The sequence below is a fragment of the Ferruginibacter sp. genome, assembly GCF_014377975.1.
In the GTDB taxonomy this organism is placed as follows: Bacteria; Bacteroidota; Bacteroidia; order Chitinophagales; family Chitinophagaceae; genus Ferruginibacter.
On the sequence record NZ_JACMOO010000354.1, the window covers coordinates 1 to 17,306 of the forward strand.

Annotated in this window: 13 protein-coding genes; 8 read left to right on the plus strand and 5 right to left on the minus strand. The window is 39.2% G+C overall.

Annotated features, from left to right (window positions below):
* From H7254_RS17235 to H7254_RS17250, 4 genes are all read left to right on the plus strand, one after another.
* Positions 1-895 (plus strand): glycosyl hydrolase 53 family protein (locus tag H7254_RS17235; RefSeq protein ID WP_301934148.1); only part of this gene is annotated, 895 nt, incomplete at its 5' end.
* The gene (locus H7254_RS17240; protein WP_301934149.1) at positions 879-1,082 is read left to right on the plus strand and encodes a hypothetical protein; all 204 of its coding nucleotides are present in this window, start codon (positions 879-881) and stop codon (positions 1,080-1,082) included. The genes H7254_RS17235 and H7254_RS17240, both read left to right, overlap by 17 nt.
* Before the next feature lie 95 nt (positions 1,083-1,177).
* Entirely contained in the window at positions 1,178-3,991 is a 2,814-nt protein-coding gene (locus H7254_RS17245; protein ID WP_301934150.1) for a PA14 domain-containing protein, read from the plus strand.
* A 274-nt stretch (positions 3,992-4,265) separates the two neighbouring features.
* Positions 4,266-4,559, plus strand: a complete 294-nt coding sequence (locus H7254_RS17250) for a protease inhibitor I42 family protein (RefSeq protein ID WP_301934151.1) — start codon at positions 4,266-4,268, stop codon at positions 4,557-4,559.
* Positions 4,560-4,680: 121 nt separating this feature from the next.
* On the opposite strand, the gene H7254_RS17255 is transcribed toward H7254_RS17250, so the two are convergent.
* Both H7254_RS17255 and H7254_RS17260 read right to left on the minus strand, forming a co-directional pair.
* Positions 4,681-6,852: a M43 family zinc metalloprotease gene (locus H7254_RS17255; RefSeq protein WP_301934152.1), complete on the minus strand. Its 2,172-nt coding sequence runs from the start codon at positions 6,850-6,852 to the stop codon at positions 4,681-4,683.
* 191 nt (positions 6,853-7,043) lie between these two features.
* Complete coding sequence (locus tag H7254_RS17260; protein ID WP_301934153.1) at positions 7,044-8,195, minus strand: T9SS type A sorting domain-containing protein; 1,152 nt, start codon at positions 8,193-8,195, stop codon at positions 7,044-7,046.
* Between the two features lie 388 nt (positions 8,196-8,583).
* Between H7254_RS17260 and H7254_RS17265 the strand changes: the two genes are divergently transcribed.
* The gene (locus tag H7254_RS17265; RefSeq protein WP_301934154.1) at positions 8,584-10,446 is read left to right on the plus strand and encodes a phosphoenolpyruvate carboxykinase (GTP); all 1,863 of its coding nucleotides are present in this window, start codon (positions 8,584-8,586) and stop codon (positions 10,444-10,446) included.
* 537 nt (positions 10,447-10,983) lie between these two features.
* On the opposite strand, the gene H7254_RS17270 is transcribed toward H7254_RS17265, so the two are convergent.
* Both H7254_RS17270 and H7254_RS17275 read right to left on the minus strand, forming a co-directional pair.
* On the minus strand, positions 10,984-13,185 hold the full coding sequence (locus H7254_RS17270; RefSeq protein ID WP_301934155.1) for a TonB-dependent receptor: 2,202 nt from the start codon (positions 13,183-13,185) through the stop codon (positions 10,984-10,986).
* Positions 13,186-13,253: 68 nt separating this feature from the next.
* Complete coding sequence (locus tag H7254_RS17275) at positions 13,254-13,715, minus strand: hypothetical protein (protein WP_301934156.1); 462 nt, start codon at positions 13,713-13,715, stop codon at positions 13,254-13,256.
* 217 nt (positions 13,716-13,932) lie between these two features.
* Here H7254_RS17275 and H7254_RS17280 point away from each other — a divergent pair, with 217 nt between their 5' ends.
* Positions 13,933-14,664 (plus strand): sulfite exporter TauE/SafE family protein, encoded by a 732-nt coding sequence (locus H7254_RS17280; protein ID WP_301934157.1) that lies wholly within the window; start codon positions 13,933-13,935, stop codon positions 14,662-14,664.
* 29 nt (positions 14,665-14,693) lie between these two features.
* Here H7254_RS17280 and H7254_RS17285 read toward each other — a convergent pair whose 3' ends face one another.
* A complete protein-coding gene (locus H7254_RS17285; protein ID WP_301934158.1) occupies positions 14,694-15,551 on the minus strand; it encodes a universal stress protein in 858 nt (285 codons plus the stop codon).
* 275 nt (positions 15,552-15,826) lie between these two features.
* Between H7254_RS17285 and H7254_RS17290 the strand changes: the two genes are divergently transcribed.
* Both H7254_RS17290 and H7254_RS17295 read left to right on the plus strand, forming a co-directional pair.
* The gene (locus H7254_RS17290) at positions 15,827-16,960 is read left to right on the plus strand and encodes a phosphatidylserine/phosphatidylglycerophosphate/cardiolipin synthase family protein (RefSeq protein ID WP_301934159.1); all 1,134 of its coding nucleotides are present in this window, start codon (positions 15,827-15,829) and stop codon (positions 16,958-16,960) included.
* 142 nt (positions 16,961-17,102) lie between these two features.
* The coding region (locus H7254_RS17295; RefSeq protein ID WP_301934160.1) for a hypothetical protein at positions 17,103-17,306 on the plus strand (204 nt) is incomplete at its 3' end.

The following is a 17,306-nucleotide window of genomic DNA, read 5'->3' on the forward strand; positions in this document are numbered from 1 at the left end:
AACTCAAATGGAAGCGGCTGGCATAAAATTTTATAACAGCACCGGCACAACGCAGGAAGGTATGGCCCTTTTAAAATCTGTTGGCATCAATACAATTCGCCTAAGGGTTTGGGTAAATCCTGCCGATGGCTATAATAATACAGCTGATGTAGTGGCCAAAGCTGTGCGTGCTAAAAATCTTGGTATGCGCATACTGATTGATTTTCACTACAGTGATACCTGGGCCGACCCCGGCAAACAAACAAAGCCCACAGCATGGGCAACGCAGGACTTTGCTACTTTAAAAATATCGCTTGCAGGCCATACAACTGCTGTGCTTACTGCATTACACGATAATAATATTTTGCCAGAGTGGGTGCAGGTGGGTAACGAAACCAACAATGGCATGTTATGGCCAGAAGGCAGGGCATCCACCAATATGGCTAATTTTGCACAAATGATCTCTGCTGGTTTTGATGCGGTAAAAGCTGTTTTTCCTGCTGCCAAAGTGATCGTGCACATTTCCAACGGTTACGATAATTCGTTGTTCCGCTGGATGTTTGATGGCTTAAAAGCCAATGGCGCAAAGTACGATGTGATAGGGATGTCCATGTACCCAACAACCACAAATTGGAAAACTTATAATACACAATGCTATGCCAATATGAACGATATGGTAAGCCGGTATGGTAAAGAAGTAATGATTGTAGAAGCCGGTATGAGCTGGGATGATGCCACTGATTGCAATACTTTTTTAACGGATCTTATTGCTAAAACAAAAGCGGTTACCGCCAACAAAGGCCTGGGCGTTTTATATTGGGAACCAGAAGCCTGCAATAACTGGCAAGGCTATTCGCTGGGTGCTTTCGACAACTCCTGTAAACCTACTGCAGCTATGAATGCCTTTTCAAAATAGGCATACATTTTCTAACGTGTTAAGCGCAGGGATGATGGACGGGAAAAGTGCGGCAGGTTACCTGTGCCGGGCAGTTATTCCTGTTTGGGAAGAGTATGTTTTAATTCCGGATAGGTTTGATGTGCAAAAAATTTCTAACAAACAGACACTGTTAGGAGACCTGCATTTGTTGAATGATTTTGGCTGAATGCTAAACTTCGCAGCCATAGTTTCCAAAATGCAGTTCATGCGGGAGTATAAATACTTTCGGTTACATTTGTCAAGCCACACAAATACTAAACGATGCAACGCTGCTTATTTCAACTTCTTGTTTTTATTTTATTATCCTTTATTTCTGCTGCACAGGTATCGGTGCTTACACAGCATAACAATACCTACCGTACCGGATGGAGCGATAAGGAAACGCTGCTAAACCACAGCAATGTATTGCCATCAAAATTTGGCCTTGCAGCTACGCTTGCGGTAGATAACCAGGTATATGCACAACCGCTGGTTGCAGCCAATATTACCATTGGCATTTTCAGGGGTAATGTGTTATTCGTGGCTACCGTAAACAATACAGTGTATGCTTTTAATGCAGATGATCTATCTCAACCAGCACCCTTATGGCAAATAAACCTAAACCCGTCAGGACATAGAGCACCCGATGTTTTTGATTTGCAGGATGCTGCTTATGGTAAACCCTGTGGCGGTAACTACCGCGACTTTTCAGGTAAAATGGGTTTGGTAGGAACTCCGGTCATTGACTCTGTATCGGGAACGCTGTACGTGGTTATTAAAACAATTGATGCAAATGGAAAATTTTATTCTTACCTCAATGCTTTAAATATTTATACCGGTCTGCACAAAGCAGGCAGTCCGCAGTTGATCAGTGCACAGGTGAATGGCAGCGGGGATGGCAATGTTAACGGGGTAATACAATACGATGCAAAATATGCCAACCAGCGCCCGGGTTTACTCCTGTACAATAACATCATCTATTTAGCCACCGCATCTCATTGCGACTGGGGGCCGTATCATGGCTGGGTAATGGGTTATGATGCAGAGACCCTGCAATTGCAATACACTTACAACGCAACACCCAACGGCTGGGCTGCCGGTATCTGGATGGCGGGGCAGGGGATATCAGTGGGTGATGATGGTAATCTTTACCTGGTAACAGGCAACGGCACTACCGGAGCAGACAATACTAATTTTACCGGGGGCAGAAGTGAAAGTCTTATCAAACTATCACCGCAATTAAAAATGCTTGACTGGTTTACACCTGCTAATTATGATTATCTTGATCAGCTTGATCTGGATTATGGCAGTGATGGTGTGCTGATGATTCCCAATTCAAGTCTTACCATTTCAGGTTCAAAAGAAGGAATTTCTTACGTAGTTGATTACAATAATATGGGCAGGCTTACCACCGGCAATACACAGGTAAAAGATACACTGGAATTTAACCCCGGCCGCCAGGGAAATGTACATGTGCATGGATCGCCGGTATATGCCAAATTTACTACCGGCGAATTTGTGTATGCTTGGGCAGAAACTTTTAAGATAAGGCAGTTTCAGTTTAACCGCAGTACGGGCACATTTGCAAACGATTTTAAGCAGGGCCAGAGAAATCTTGAAAACGGAATGCCCGGCGCAATGCTTAGTGTATCCAGTAATTTAGCTGATACTTCATCTGCCATTGTATGGGGCTGCTTTCCATCCAGCGGCAATGCCAATAACCAGGTGAGGCCCGGCACCATCGCAGCTTACAGGGCAAATGATGTAAGTGCAGGAGAACTATGGAACAGTGATATGGACACACAAAATGCAGTGGGAAGTTTTGCAAAGTTTGCGCCTCCAACCATCGCCAACGGAAAAGTGTTTGTACCTGCTTTTTCAAATAGTATAAAAGTGTATGGACTTTCCTGCAATGATAAAAATCTTTCTGTAATCTACGGCAACGGCACTGGATTGAAAGCTGAATATTTTACCAATACCACCGGTACTGATTTTCCAGCCACTGCTACTGTAACTAAATTGGATAAGAATATAAATTTTAACTGGGGCAATGACAGTCCTGCCGCGGCTGTCAGCAACGATCACTTTAAGGTAAGGTGGACGGGCACGCTGCGCCCACTTACCACTGATACCTATACCTTTTACGCAACAGCAAGCGATGGAGTAAGGCTATGGATAAACAATACCGAAATCATTAATCAATGGAGCGACAATATTATACAAACGCACACCGCAACTGTCAGTTTGCAAAAAAATACAGACTATGATATCAGGCTGGAATATTATTCTAATATTAACCCTGCCTTTTGCGCATTGCAGTGGAGTGCTGCTGGAATATGCAGGCAAATAATTTCTACCTCACAATTGTTTGCCCCTGCTGCAACCTGTATAGGAAACGGTACCGGTTTAAAAGCAGAATATTTCAGTAATACCGCAGTGGCCGCTGATTTTCCGGCAATTGCAACCTTAACGCAAACCGAACCTGCTATTAATTTTAACTGGAGCGGAGGATCACCCAACGCTATCATCAGTAACAATTTATTTAAGGCCAGGTTTACGGGCAACATTAAAACCACAGACGCAGGTACATACACTTTTTATGTAACGGCAGACGATGGCATACGACTATGGGTAAATAACCAGTTGCTGGTAGATAAGTGGATTGACCAGGGCGCTACAGAATACCAGGCTACCGTTCATCTTGCAGCATGTACTGCTTATCCTATCCGGATTGAGTATTATCAAAATCAGGGCGATGCGGTATGTAAATTAGAATGGAGTGGCCCTGTTACAGACAGGCACGTTGTTCCTTCGGCACAATTATTTATACCAGATGAAGTAAAAACCAGCCAGCCTTTTGCAATATATCCAAACCCTGCAAATGATTTAATTACCATTGCAACAAAGAACAATTTTACGCAGGGCGACTTGGTGTTAATTTATAACATGCTGGGGCAAAAATTAAGCGAAACAAGCAGTGGTTTGGCAGGCATCAATAAAATAAATATAGCGGTAGCAAAACTTGCAGCCGGCGTTTATGTGGCAACCATCGTATCAAATGGTACCAGGCTTAGTGTTAAATTTATCCACAAATAAAATAGAGATGCTTTGCGCTCAATAACAATAATTGTAAAATGATATAGTTGGAAAACCCTGTACAAGGCAATCCACCTGTAAAATTTGCAGGAAATATTCATTGAAAATCCGGTAATGTCATCTTCAAACCTACCTTTATTTATTTGGCTGACGGGCCATGCCACCAGTCAGGTGACGTAAATTTCTTCATTCTAATCAAGCTTAGTTTTTTAATGGGGCAGAAAAATAATTTCTTTTGCACCATTTTTGTACCATTAAGTTTAAATTTAAATGTATGCCTTCTGTCACCTTATCAGTAAATGAAAAAAAAGAATTGCGCTTTCCCGGATTGGGTACCGCAGGATATCGTTGGAAATGTAATTTAGATGATGAAACAAAAGTAAAAGTAGAAAGACAGCTGGATGATAAACCGATGAAACAAAATACAGTTGGTGCCAGTAACGATGAAATATTTACGCTTACGGCTTTAAAAAAAGGAACCGTGCACGCCACTTTTATTCAATACCGCAATTGGGAACCAGAATCATCTGCTATAAAAAAAATGGGATATACCATTGAAATATTTTGACACTTATATAGCATTGCAAGTGGTGAAATGAGGGGGAAAGAATATTGATTTTGAATTAATTCCAAAGTCAATATTCTTTCAATTTGTAAAATATTTTTTTACCTTTCTGACCTATTCACTATTATTCTTTAATAATTTTTTTCACAATTACTTTATCAGTAAACACCGCTCTGACAATGTAGGCTCCTGCAGGATATCTGCTCATATTAAAAGTATACAACGGTAAACCAGCTCCGGAAGAAATATTGGTTTCAGCGAGTTTTTGCCCAAAAAGATTGTACAACTGTATACTTTTAAGGTTGGATGGATTTGGATAAAACTGCACGGCAACACTGTTTTTTACCGGGTTGGGTGTTACCAAAAAACCGGCAGCTTTTAAATTGGGATTAATGTTGATTGTGCGGATACTGATATCATCCAGGTAAATATTATTTTCATTCCCGGTCGTATTTCTAAAGGCCAGCATTATTTTTCCCTGATTAATGTAGGGGGTAAGGTCGATAGAATCTTTTCGCCACTCTGAAGAAGCAGGTACAAAAGATAACAGGGTATTTGTGTAGGTTGTTATTAAAGTTGAGTCCCACTTTTTATAAAGACTGGTATAAGTAAGACCACAATCTTTGCTGATCAGTACTTCAAGTGTATCCCAGTTGTTTCCCGCTAAACTGGTTTCTGAAGCCACAGCCGCTGCTACCTGGAAAGAAAAAAAGGCTGAATCAACATTTATTAAATTTACTTCCGGCAACCTAAGATAATCCTTTTCAAAAAGATTTGTGTAATCAGAGTTTCTTATAATAACACTGGCATTACCTGTTTTTGCAACACCGGTAATTTTTTGCCAGGTAATAGAATGGTCGGGGTTTACAACATCCCATCCTGCGGGAGGAAAAGTGCTTCCTTCAAAGCCTTCTGTAACAGTAGACACTGGTTCGTAATATTGAACCACGGTAGTAAGTGTATCGTTGGTGGTATTTTCATCAGTTCCAGCGTTAGGAGAGGCAACAAAAATTTTTATCTGGTGGTTACCCGGTGTAATGGTTACTGCACTTAAAGTAACGACATCGCTTGCAAGTGAAGAGAGTGATCCCGTCCAGGAGTAGCTTACCGGTGTGCCATTATCAATTACTGTTTTAATCAGCAGGGTGTTGAGTGTTTGCAAACCCATGTTTCGGATGGTAACAACGGGGCTAAACGAGTTGGTGCAAATACGCTGAGCCGGTGCATCAATTGTTTTTAACTGGGCATCCAGGGTTTTAAGTTCAACAGGGGTACATCCATTAGAGGAGGTAAGGGATGAACGATAGGAAAGTAAAGCATTGGTCATCCTGACTACCTGCAATTTTGTAAACAGTATCATGCATTGATCATAGCTGTAATCCATATAATTTTGATACAAAATACCGTTTCCATTTGATGTGCAGGAATCTATTCTTACGCCATTGTAGCATCCCGTAGTAAAATCGGCCTGGTTTGGAGTGTCATCCACATAGTCTGTACCTGTGCAAGCACCATTATCATCACCCCAAATATGATATAAATTAAAATAGTGGCCGGTTTCATGGCTCAGCGTTTTTCCTTGATTATAATTGTTATAAACGCCGTTCGGCAAGCTACGGTATTCCACTACAGCACCCTGTTCCAATGGAAATCCATCATTGGGGAAAGTGCCATAGCCCAGTAAATTATTGGATAAGGCTGTTATCCATACATTGAAATATTTGGTACCGTCCCATATATCAATACCTCCGGTCGATGTATGCTTTACGCCGTCGTTGGATGGTGAAAAAGGGGTTTGAGTAGTACTGATCCTCTCAATACCATTGGTTATTTCGCCAGATGGAGTGCGCTGTGCCAGGCAAAATTGAATGGGCGATTGACCAAAAATGGGGTGAAAATAAGAAGGTAGGTTGGCTGCATCTGCATTGGTTCCGGAATAATCCTTATTCAATACATCCAGTTGGGCTATAATCTGGGCATCCGTTACCAGGGTAGGATTGGGCAATACAATATGGAAAACAATTGGGATGGTATAGGTTGTGGCGGGGCTATTAATTCCTGCAGAACCGGCATCACGTTGCTGGGTTTGAATTTTATCAGCAAGGGTTCGGTTAAAGCTTTCCAGTTGCCTGGTAAAACTAGCTTTAAGGCCGGGATTTTGTTTGAATTTGTCTTCCAAACGTACCATAGTAGCGCATTGTTCCTGTTTTACATTTTGTAGTTTTTTTTGAGCAATGAGCCCTGAAAAAATTCCATTGACCAGCAGGAAACAGATCGCTGTAACTATATTTTTCATTGGTAAATTTTATTATTTAAAATTACTGACACCTATAAACATTTAAAAAAATAAAAGGTTGAAGGTTATTTACTACCAGACAACAAACGGCTGGATATTTTTTTTAGTATTGGTCATAGTATAAGCAGTAAATATACCGCAATCAATTTGTTTTACAGATTGTGTTAAGCCGGGTGTATAATAAAAACCGTTCAATTTTGAACAACCAGTTTTTTAAATACAATATTTTTACCATCCCCGACACGTATAAAATACACGCCTGCAGGAATAGATGAAATATTAATTTTATAAGTACTTGCATTTGTTTTGTTAGTCATTATGTTTTTACCGTTGGCATCAATGAGGCTCACCACTCCCGGATGTTGTAAACCACTTATTGTAAAGTAATTTTTTGCGGGGTTAGGAGATATTTGTAAAACAGGCTGACCTTTAAAAAAAACAGGAACTATATAACTATAACTGAATTTTCCATTATTATCCGTCATCTTTAATCGGTAGTAGCAAGCAGCTGTACTACCTGGTGTTTTTTTATCGGTATAAGAATAGTAAGTCCTGCCACCAGGTAAGGTGGCTATTTTAATAAAATCAATACCATTGTTACTTTGTTCCAAATCGTACTTTAAAAAATTTAATTCATCTGCAACTTTCCAATGTAAATATATTTCTTCCCAAGCCTCTGTTGCCGTAAATAACATAAGGTTAACCGGCAATACAACCGGCTTTACCAAAGTAATATCATCAAAATAAACATTAATGGCAGGCGGGTTAAAAAATATTTCTGTTTGCATTCTAATTCTTATTATTCTCGTACCTACTGGTGCTAATCTTGTATTGGTGTAAACAACCCAACCGCTGCCTGATCCCAAATAGTATGACTGCCAGCTGCTGGTATAACTTGTTTTCAATACAACATTGGAAGCATTGAGGTAATCCACAATAAAACGCCCCTCATCTGTTTGATTACTCACGGGTGTTTGCATATGACCGGTAAAAACGTAAGTCATTGCGCCTGCATCGATGGTTGCCGCATCGGCCGATAAATCAATATCCTGCCTTAATTCAAATGGCCCCTGCAGGCCACTGCTACATCCGGAATAAAAAACAGTTCCTCCTGCTGCTCCGGTTGTATGGTCATACGGGTAATTCGTACTTCCATCAGGAATCATGGTCCAGTTAACAAAATTGCTGGTAGGAACCAGTAAACAGGTAGACGCCCCCTGGCTTATAATCGACCAGCCAGTGCCCCGGGGTAAACTTTCAGCATCCGGATTTACTACCAGGTTTTGCGCTGATACCACGTTTAAATTTATTATTCCATAAATAAAAAGTATAATTTTTTGCATACAGAATATTTATACCAATATACAAAAGTTCTTTTAGAGTATACCTACCCGTTTGATGATGGTATTGTGTAAAATAAGTAGGTTGCAACGTGCAGCCACATTTTCACTTTCTTTGTTCTTTATTTATAGGTACTGCTAAGTGATATGGAGTGATAAAGCTTACTGCATTTGTAAAAAAAGTATATTATCAGCCGGGTGAAATTATCAAACTAAAAAATATAAAGACCGGTAACTGTCTTTTTAATCATCTGCCAGTGATTAAAATATTTGATAAGAAAATGGATGTAAATCAGATAAAAAATGAGAATGATCATCTTTAGTTAATCTTATTGGATGAAAATTTGTATTACTTATTGCAAGCAATTATTCAATTATTAAATAAATTTTTATGATGCAAATAGAAAGCAAACCAAGACATAATGGGGCATCTGATATAAAGCCAGAATTAAAATCCTGGGTAATTAATATAGCCAGGCAATGTAATGCTAAAAACATTCACTGGTGTGATGGATCTAAAACGGAGTACGACAGTATATGTGAGTCATTGGTTAAGAAAGGAACATTTATAAAACTAAACCAGCAAAAACGCCCCAATAGTTTTGCCTGCTTTTCTGATCCGGGCGATGTGGCAAGGGTGGAAGACAAAACCTTTATTTGCAGCAGAAGAAAAGACGATGCAGGCCCTACCAATAACTGGATGGAACCAACCGCCATGAAACAAATTTTAAATGGGTTGCTGGATGAATCCATGAATGGGAGAACCTTGTATGTTATTCCGTTTTGTATGGGCCCGGTAGGTTCTGCTTACAGCCGGTATGGAGTACAGTTAACCGACTCAGAATATGTGGTAGTGAACATGTATATTATGACACGCATGGGAGAAACTGTTTATCCTTATCTAAAAAGAAACGATTATGTAAAATGTATTCATACCGTTGGTGCGCCGTTAAATGCCGCCGCAGCAGACAGCAGTTGGCCCAATAATCCCACAACAAAATATATCTCTCATTTTCCGGAAGAAAGATTGATCATTTCTTACGGCAGCGGTTACGGGGGCAATGCCCTGATGGGGAAAAAATGTTTTGCACTTCGTATAGCATCTGTAATGGGAAGAGAAGAAGGCTGGCTGGCTGAACACATGTTGATATTAGGAGTTGAATCTCCCGCAAAACAAAAAACTTATATTGCTGCCGCTTTTCCAAGTGCCTGCGGTAAAACTAATTTTTCCATGATGATTCCTGCAAAGGGAGTTGATGACTGGAAAGTAACTACAGTGGGTGATGATATTGCCTGGATACATAAAGGAACTGATGGCAGTCTTTATGCTATCAATCCGGAAGCCGGTTATTTTGGTGTGGCTCCCGGAACAAATTTTCATACTAATCCCAATGCAATGGAAACCATAAAGGCCAATACTATTTTTACAAATGTTGCCCTTACACAGGAGGGTGATGTATGGTGGGAAGGAATGACAAAAGAAATACCTGAGGGGTTAACAGACTGGTATGGAAAATCCTATGATCCAAAAAGTGAAAGCCCTGCAGCCCATGCCAACAGCAGGTTTACAGCGCCTGCTTATCAAAACCCGGCAATAGACATTGAGTGGAATAACCCTAAAGGAGTGCATATTGCAGCCTTTGTTTTTGGCGGAAGACGAACCACTACAGTACCATTGGTATACCAGGCTTTTAACTGGAGCTTTGGCGTATACGCCGCCGCAACCATGGGCAGCGAAACCACCGCTGCTGCTGTTGGTGAAGTAGGTAAAGTAAGGCGTGATCCTTTTGCCATGCTGCCTTTTATGGGATATAACATGGGCGATTATGTGAATCATTGGTTGCAGTTTGGCCGCGACCTGCCCAATGCACCCCGTATATTCAGCGTTAACTGGTTCAGGAAAGATGAAAATGGAAAATTTTTATGGCCTGGCTTTGGTGAAAATATCCGGGTGTTAAAATGGATTGTTCAAAGAGTGCATGGTGGTGCCAGTGCGGTGGAATCTCCCATTGGCTGGATGCCCCGTTATGAAGATATGGATTGGACAGGAATTGAAAATTTTAGTAAAGACGATTTTGCTAAAATTATGACACTTGACAGGGAACCATGGAAGCAGGAATTACTGTCGCACGAAGAATTATTTTCTAAAGTATATGATAAACTTCCTAAAGAATTTTATTTCATCCGGGAGTTATTGTTAAGTGCTTTGTGGCGCTCTCCCGAACATTGGGGGCTTGCAACTGAAAATGTATAATATCTTTTAAAGTAACGGATAATTTTTTTAGAAGTCAGTCTTTTATCATCATCTGACTGTACAGTTTAAGGTACATCAGGTGTGTGAAATTGCGAACGATTCATTTTGTTTAAACGATGGTGCGCAAGATGTATAATCTACACCCTTTAAGGGTATTGATTGAATGTTAAATTAGTACTACGGTTTATTGTAAAACAAAATGAATCTTCGCTTGTCAGTATTTTTACTGCAGCCGAAATTGCCTGTTATTATTGGTTTAGAAGATCGTTTCTGCCGGGGTCTGCAGTAAATGTTAGAGATGGGATGCTGATCAGTTAAAAAAATATTTGCTGCAATGCATCCTCACTGTAACGAATATTGGTATCACCATTTTATTTTTCTGATTAATAGTATTGCGCAACACCAACCAAAAAAAGCCGCATAATACGGAAGAAGTATGCTCTTAAAAAAAAGCCGGTAAATGAAAGAAAAACGGAACTAAAATAATAAAATAAAAACGGGCAATTTTTAAGATTGCCCGTAATAAAAATAAAAAAATTATTTATCAGCCCCAATCGGAAAGCTCAGCTTGATGCTGATATTTCTGCCCATATTATACACGCCGGTTCTGCCTGTAGCATTATTGATGTCCGCATACTTTAACCTGCTCATATTGCTCAGGTAAGCCACATCGGTTAAATTGGCAGCCATCAGATAAATACCCACTACCTGTTTTTTCTTTGCATAAATGTTTGCGCCTGCACCTATATTTAGTAAGGTGTAACCAGGGGTAATGGTCTCATTATTGAACTTATAAAATACTTTGTTTTGTTCAAAAAAATGATCCACACCAATACTCAGGTAAATGTTCCGGATGCCGTGTTCATTGTTGCTGAACGAAAACCAACACTTTGTTTGCAGTTTACCCGGTGGGGTATAAGGAAGATATTTTGATGAGTCGTTCTGGTTTTTTTGTATGGCACTAATAAATGAAAAAGCATTTTCCCAGCGCAGCCATTTTAATAGTTGTGGATGATAGTTTACTATTATTTCACCTCCTTTTAATACGGCATCACCCGCAACAAATTTAAACGTAGGCGCAGATTCTCTCAACGAATCTCCACCCAAAGCGCTGGATAGTTTTAAAGGAAAAATATAATTATTTATCCGGTTGCTGTATAAGGTTACTTCAGTAGTAAAATTATCTGAATTCAGCCCGATTGAAACATCTGCCTGTAAGCTGTTTTCTGCCTTTAAATTTGCATCGCCTATTTCATAAAAAGGAGTACCGTCATGAATCCCGTTTGAGCCGCTTTCGGCAACATTGGGAGCCCGGTATCCTCTTGCAATATTTATTTTACCGTATACCAGTGATGAAAAATCATAGGTGACACCGATGCTTCCTGAAACACCTGAGAAGTTGGAAGTGTATGCCTTAAACTGTTGGGTTGCATCAGCAGAAGGGCCAGAAAGTCTTTCTCCGTGAGGACCTGTAAAGAGATCATCGCCTTTAAATTGCCTGCTGTCAAAACGCAGGCCACCACTTAAGGTAAGTTGATGAATTGTTTTTTGTGCCAGTGAATACAGACCGATATCCAACGAGTGGTATTCTGGAAATAAGAAAGCAGTGCCCCGGTTTTTAAATGACTGATCCATACCGTTGGCGCCAAAAGATACCTTCCAGTTATTGGTTTCTGCCAGTGCATAGCCTATATCGTAGTTGATGGTTTGCTGCAAAAAATCAAAATTATACACATCTCCCAAAACAACATCATTGGCTTCCTGGCGATGGCTTTGCTGGTAGGCTAATTTTAAACCCAGGCGGCCATTGCCCAATGCAAAACTGTTATCCCAAACCAATTTGTTATGGCACACCTGCTGATGTATTATATCGTAATTGTTGTAGCGAAGTAACTCATCTTTTGTAACAGTCACCGCGCTATCTGTTGTGCCATCGTAGTTACGCACTTTTTTTGTAAAGGCTCCTGTTACTTCGTCTCTTGCGCCTTCTATAATACCCGTTTTTAAATTAAACCTGCTGAGGGTAATTGTTGAAAAACCCCATTTTTTTTGTACCCCAAACATAGCTTTCAGATTATTTTCTCCATAGTTGCTATTCCATACATAACCGTCGTATTTATTTTTATAAGCGTGTGCTGTTTTGTAAGTATAGTTTATATTCCATACAAAACCTTTCTGGTTACCACCAAGCAAAAAGTTGCCTGCCAGCAAGCCATTGTTGGTTTGATAATTTGTAAGAAACCTTCCAGTCATCCTGCCTTCAGGAGCAAATGACTGCGGCAGCAGATTGATGACTCCCGCCAGTGCATCCGACCCATAACGCAGGCTGGCCGGGCCTTTTAAAACTTCTATCCGTTGTACAGTATATTCATCTATTTCAATTCCAAACTCATCACCCCATTGCTGGCCTTCCTGCCGTATACCATCATTAATTACCACCACACGATTATAGCCAAGCCCCCGTACAACAGGTTTTGCAATGGCCGGACCAATGTTAATCAGTGAAACGCCGGGTATAGATGACAATGCATCAATAATATTTGTGGATGAATTTTGCAACAAATCTTTTTGGTTTAAAATGCCCACCGCCATGGGAAATTTTTGCTTGTCCGTGGCAGACTGTACTCCTGTTACAATTACTTCAGGTAAGTAGCCTGTTTTAATTATTGTGTCTTGCTGTGCTTTCAATTGTGGTATACACGCCAAGGCGATAACCGCAGTGAAAAATATTTTTTTCATACGTTATTAGTAAATGAATAATACAGTAAAAATGTAGCAGCAGTGATGAACTATTGCAATGGGTTTATCTAATAACTGTATTTTGGAGGCGGGCCATTTAAAGCGGGAGAAAATGAACTGAAATGAACGGAAGTAAACGAATAATAATTTGTAAAAAAGGCAAGTATACCCGTTGGCTGGGTAACTTTTTTATCTTCTAAAAAAAGTACATGCGAAAGTACTTTTGATATCAATAATGGCAGCGGTTTATTGTAAGGCGATTCCTGTTGAGATTTTTTGATGGTTTGAAGTAGTGCTTCTTCTTTTTCATCGTACAATCCTTTTATGATACAACTGTCGCCTTTGGTCGAAATATCATCCACATCAAACAAGTTGCCATTTATTTCAATTTCTTTACCAGTCCTTGTCCATTTCAGACTGCTTTTTTTTATAATAATGGTGGTAAGATTTTTAGCTTCCAGTTCTTCCATCATTTCAAAATGAATAACCTGCTGCCATACCAACAGGGATACCGAAACCATTATGGGCATAAGAATCACCAGTATGAAAAATACAGGTAAATATTTTTTGTGTATGCCCACCTTAAACATGCCGCAGTTTCATTTTAATCAAATGTAGCAATTTTTTTATGCAGATAAGTTCGGTTAAGTTTTTTCCTGCGCCCGTATTAAAATATTTTTCAAACTACTCAAAAAATATTTTTAATTATCCTGATAGTTTCAATGCTTGCAATATCTTTAACCGGTTATGAATTTAATTCAATGGGTGTTTATTTTACTGGCTTCCTTTGTTATAGGGCTGTCCAAAGCAGGTCTTAAAGGAATAGAGATGATGAACGTTACCATCATGGCTATTGTATTTGGGAGTAAAGCATCTACGGGAATTGTTTTGCCATTACTTTTTGTAGCAGATGTTTTTGCGGTTATTTATTATAAAAGACATGTACAATGGCCACAGTTCTGGAAAATAATTCCGTGGATGATGGCAGGAGTATTAATAGGAGTTTATGTAGGTAAGGATTTAAATGAGGCGCTGTTTAGAAAACTGATGGCACTGATTATTGTTTTTACGGTAATAATAATGGTTGCGCTTGAAGTAAGAAAAAAAACTGCCATACCCGCCAATAAATTATTTGTGATAAGTACCGGGCTTATTGCAGGTTTTGCAACGATGCTGGGTAACCTTGCAGGTTCTTTTGCCAACATTTACTTTTTGGCCATGCGCATGACAAAAAATGATTTTATCGGTACGGCTGCCTGGGTATTTTTGGTCATCAATTTTTTTAAACTGCCTTTGCAAATTATCTATTGGAAAAATATTAACCTGGCTTCTTTACAAACAGATTTATTTTTATTGCCTGCAATGGTTGCAGGCTTTTGGGCAGGCTTAAAAATTGTGACCCTTATTAAAGATGACAGTTATCGGAAAGTAGTAATTGTATTAACCTTTCTCGGGGCCATTATCATCTTCTTTAAATAAATTAGAGTAAGCTTTCCCAAATTAAAGTATTATACTTGATTTTGTTTTGCAGGTATGGCCAGTAAAGGAATTTTGGTGTGATAGCTCATTCTTTTAGTGATGCCGGGATGAAATATTTTATCTGTAAAACTTCTTTTATAGGTAACCATCGCAAGTAAATCAATTTCGTTTTGACTGATAAAACTTTCCAGTGCATGTTCAAAATTAATTCCAAAAAGATGGACAATAACAATTGTTTCATCTTTGTATTTTTCTTTAAGCCATTCCCTATAAGACGGTATTTTTCTGGTATATTCCAAATAGGTAAGGGCAGTATCACTTGCTTCATTTGTAAACACAACAATCTGTACTTTCGCTGTAAAGCTTTCAGCTAATTCAAAAATAATATCCAGTATTTCTGTATCTGTTTCAAAATGGTTGGTTGCCAGTAAAATCTTTTCCGGTTTTTTCCATTGATATTCTACCGGCACAGCAATAACCGGCACAGTAGTTTTATCAATAACAGCCGCCGTTTTACTACCCCAGATTTTTTGCATAAAACCGCTGGCTCCGCTTGTACCCATCACTACCAGCTCAATATCTTTTTCATTTTCAAGATGAAGAATACTTTCTTTTACACCGCCTGTAAAAACCATCGTATCCAACACAACAGCTTTTTTATTTTCTACACTTATTTTTAGTTGTACCAATTTTTCTGTAGCCTCGCGTAACTGCGATTCATTGTATTCTTTATTAACACCCATGTAATCGGTATATACATCCCCATTTAGTTCAAATGCATGTACAAGTAAAATTTTTGCCGGCAAAAATTTTGCCGACTGAATAGCAAAATTTACGGCATTATCAGCACAGGCTGAAAAATCTGTTGGTACTAATATTCTTTTCATGACTGTATTTTTAGCTGACCCAATTGAAGCTTTTAATATTCGGTAATGACTGTAATAATTTTGATAAAAATAACTGGTGATATTGAAATCTGCAATGATCTGCATCAAGATACAATATGATTCTTAATGAAAAGTGAAAATTTGCACACTCTTTGCATTTTTATATGCTATCATTGTATCACTTAAAAATATTTTTCTACCTGGTGGCAGCTCAACAAAAAATAAAAAAATCAGGCGTCAAAAAAACGGATGCCGGCTATTGTGAAAACAATAAGGTGAAATTAATTCGAGGTGGTAAGGATTATTTTGAACTGTTGTTGTCACTTATTCGGCAGGCCACAGAAACCATCCACCTGCAAACGTACATTTATACAGAAGATGAAACAGGATTGCTGGTAGCCGATGCATTAAAAGCTGCAGCCAAAAGAAATGTACAGGTATATTTGTTGGCGGATGGTTACGCATCGCAAAATTTATCAAAAAAATTTATTGAAAGTCTGCAGCAGGCTGGGGTTCATTTTCGTTTTTTTGAACCTTTGTTAAAAAGCCGCTATTATTATTTTGGCAGAAGAATGCACCAGAAAATTTTTGTTGCCGATGGCCGCTGTGCGTTGACGGGCGGGTTAAATATTGCCAACCGGTACAACGATATGCCCGGAATACCTTCCTGGCTTGATTTTGCTATGTTTGTTGAAGGAGAGGTTGCCCGGCAGTTGTGCATTCTTTGCTGGAAAACATGGAACGGGTTTCCGGTAAAAATGGCGCTTACGCCCTGTGATGAAAAACAATCATTATTTGATTTTACCAATCAGGAAAGCAGCATCGTAAGAATGAGGCGCAATGATTGGGTAAGGCGTAAAAATGAAATTTCGACTACTTATTTCGAAATGTTGCGACATGCCCAATCGCATATCACTATTATCTGCAGCTATTTTTTGCCTGGTAAAATAATCCGGCGACTATTAAAAAAGGCTGCCAAAAGAGGTGTGAAAATAAAAGTAATTATCGCTGGCCCTTCGGATGTTATGGTGGCAAAATATGCGGAGCGCTGGATGTACGATTGGTTGCTGCGCAATAAAATTGAACTGTACGAATACCAGCCAACGGTTTTACATGCAAAGCTGGCCGTTTGCGACAGTGAATGGTTCACCATCGGTTCTTACAATATCAACAACATAAGTGCTTATGCAAGTATTGAATTAAACCTGGATGTACGCGATGCAATAATGGCTTCCGAAATGGAAAAAACATTGGAAGAGATCATCAAAAATAATTGCGTGGCCATTACTGCTGAAGAACAGATACACACAAAAAATATTTTTATACAGTTTATCCGCTGGAGCGCTTACCAGTTTATCCGCATTGCTTTTTATCTGCTTACTTTTTATTTTAAACAGCGGCGGCAATAAAAGGATGTTGTAATAAATATCCTTTTGATACCGGTATGGTTGCATATTTAATTCTTAAATTTCTTGCAATTATTTGCGTTTTAACAAAACCAAAAAATAAAACAACAATATTTTATAAAATAATCTGTTTACTTTTACAATAATGAAAAAGCTTCTGGTAGCCATACTTGCGTTTTTGTACATCAGTACTTCTGTTGGTGCTACGGTGCATGTTCATTACTGTATGGGCAAACTGGCAGGCTGGGAAATTGGGCTTGCAGAGGCTAAAATCTGTGGCAAATGTGGTATGGAAAAATCATTGAAAAAGCAAAATGGTTGCTGCAATGATGAGAACAGGTTGATACAA

Coding starts and splice junctions, on each gene's coding strand:
- H7254_RS17260 (WP_301934153.1), bottom strand. CDS start 8,195: ATGCAAAAAATTATACTTTTTATTTATGGAATAATAAATTTAAACGTG.
- H7254_RS17250 (WP_301934151.1), top strand. CDS start 4,266: ATGCCTTCTGTCACCTTATCAGTAAATGAAAAAAAAGAATTGCGCTTT.
- H7254_RS17275 (WP_301934156.1), bottom strand. CDS start 13,715: ATGCCCATAATGGTTTCGGTATCCCTGTTGGTATGGCAGCAGGTTATT.
- H7254_RS17285 (WP_301934158.1), bottom strand. CDS start 15,551: ATGAAAAGAATATTAGTACCAACAGATTTTTCAGCCTGTGCTGATAAT.
- H7254_RS17270 (WP_301934155.1), bottom strand. CDS start 13,185: ATGAAAAAAATATTTTTCACTGCGGTTATCGCCTTGGCGTGTATACCA.
- H7254_RS17280 (WP_301934157.1), top strand. CDS start 13,933: ATGAATTTAATTCAATGGGTGTTTATTTTACTGGCTTCCTTTGTTATA.
- H7254_RS17265 (WP_301934154.1), top strand. CDS start 8,584: ATGATGCAAATAGAAAGCAAACCAAGACATAATGGGGCATCTGATATA.
- H7254_RS17240 (WP_301934149.1), top strand. CDS start 879: ATGCCTTTTCAAAATAGGCATACATTTTCTAACGTGTTAAGCGCAGGG.
- H7254_RS17245 (WP_301934150.1), top strand. CDS start 1,178: ATGCAACGCTGCTTATTTCAACTTCTTGTTTTTATTTTATTATCCTTT.
- H7254_RS17255 (WP_301934152.1), bottom strand. CDS start 6,852: ATGAAAAATATAGTTACAGCGATCTGTTTCCTGCTGGTCAATGGAATT.